1 protein-coding gene is annotated in these 1,854 nt (G+C 54.4%); it reads right to left on the bottom strand.

Features of this window, described 5'->3' with window-relative positions:
* A partial coding sequence (locus tag C0623_10155; GenBank protein ID PLX99157.1) for a cation-translocating P-type ATPase occupies positions 1–1,854 on the bottom strand: 1,854 nt, incomplete at both ends.

Raw genomic sequence — 1,854 nt, 5'->3', positions numbered from 1 at the left:
GAGCAGAATAAAATCGGAGGCATCTTTCGCAACTTCGGTGCCGCTGCCGACGGCGACACCGATATCGGCCTTCTTCAGTGCCGGGGCGTCGTTGACCCCATCGCCGGTCATCGCAACAACATTTCCCGACTCCTGCAAGGCCTGAACGATCCGCTGTTTATGCTCCGGAGCAACACGTGAGATAATATTGGTATTGCGATTGAGTGCCAACTTCAGCTCATCGATATCCATCCGTTCAATTTCCTGACCGCTCAGGCTCTCGCCATTGAGGCCGATCTCCCGGCCGATCGCGCTGGCCGTTTCACCGTAATCACCGGTTATCATGATAACCCTGATCCCGGCCTTCTGCGTTCGGGCAATTGACTCGATCACATCGGGTCGCGGCGGATCGATCATTGCCTGCAAACCGAGGAAAACAAGATCATCCTCAGAGAACTCCTCTTCCGAATCGAGCTTCCGGAAGGCAAAGGCGAGTACCCGCATTGCCATGCCGGCATAATGCCGGTTCTGTTCCTCGATTGTGCGCCGCAGGGCTGCGGTTAACGGGACCGCTTCCTGGTCGACCATGATCATCCGGCAACTATCGAGAATTGAACCAAGAGCACCTTTACTGTAGACGACCTCATGGCCCTGCTCGGAAACGAGCACTGACATCATCTTTCGCTCCGAGTTGAAAGGAATCTCGCCGAGGCGCTCTGCGTCGGATGAAACACCGGCCCGGGCGGCGCTGGTCAAAAGAGCCGCTTCGGTCGGGTCTCCGGCCACACGCCAGTCGCCAGCCTCCTCGTAAATTGAAGCATTGTTGCAGAGCAGACCACAACGGAAGAGATCGCTGGCATCAGAGCCCTCTATCTCTCCGTCAAAGGCGTAACCGCTTCCGTTCAGGATGGTTTCACCGTCGGCCGTCCAGGCATACAGCACCATCATCCGGTTTTCGGTTAGGGTTCCTGTTTTATCAGTACAGATCACATCACAGCTGCCAAGCGTTTCGACCGATGAGAGACGGCGCACCAGGGCCTGGCGACTGAGCAGACGTTTAACACCAACGCTCAGGGCAATTGTCACCACTGCCGGCAAGGCTTCAGGAACAGCGGCGACAGCCAGACTGATCGCGATAATGGTCAGGGCAACAAGCACCTCGACAGAAAGGGTTTCGGCAAAATAGGCCTTGCTTAAAAAGATAATAAAGATCACCAGACAAATGCCAATAATGGTAGATGCGAGTTTCTTTCCAAAGATATCGAGACGACGCTGGAGGGGAGTCGCTTCCTCTTTTGTTTCCTTGAGCAAGGAAGTAATCCTGCCGAGTTCAGTCGACATGCCGGTTGCGACAACCAGCGCCCGGGCGTTTCCGGTTGCCAGGGTGGTTGCCGAAAAAAGCATATTGCGCCGATCGCCGATCGGAACGTCTCCATCCAGCACTTCAATACTCTTATCAACCGGAAGTGATTCCCCGGTCAGGGCCGACTCCTCGACCCGCAGTTGTACCGCCGCAATCAGCCGGCAATCGGCCGGAACCTTGTCACCGGCCTCAAGCAGGACGATATCACCCGGGACCAGATCCTTTGCTTCAATCGTTTTACGAATACCATCACGCAGAACCCTGGCCTGCGCAATGCTGATCCGTTTCAGGGCTTCAAGAGACTTGTGAGCGCTCAGCTCCTGAAAAAACCCGATCAACGCATTCGCCAGAAGGATAAGAAGAATAATGACCGAGTCGACATATTCACCGATCAGCAGGGAAAAGAAAATGGCAAACAGCAGGATATAGATAATGAAACTCTTGAACTGGTCGAGAAAGACCATCAGCGGATTGATGCCTGATTTTGTTTCGAGCTGGTTCAGCCCGTACTG

Source organism: Desulfuromonas sp. (assembly GCA_002869615.1).
Classification (GTDB): domain Bacteria; phylum Desulfobacterota; class Desulfuromonadia; order Desulfuromonadales; family UBA2294; genus BM707.
This window is presented reverse-complemented; position numbering and strand designations above follow the sequence as displayed.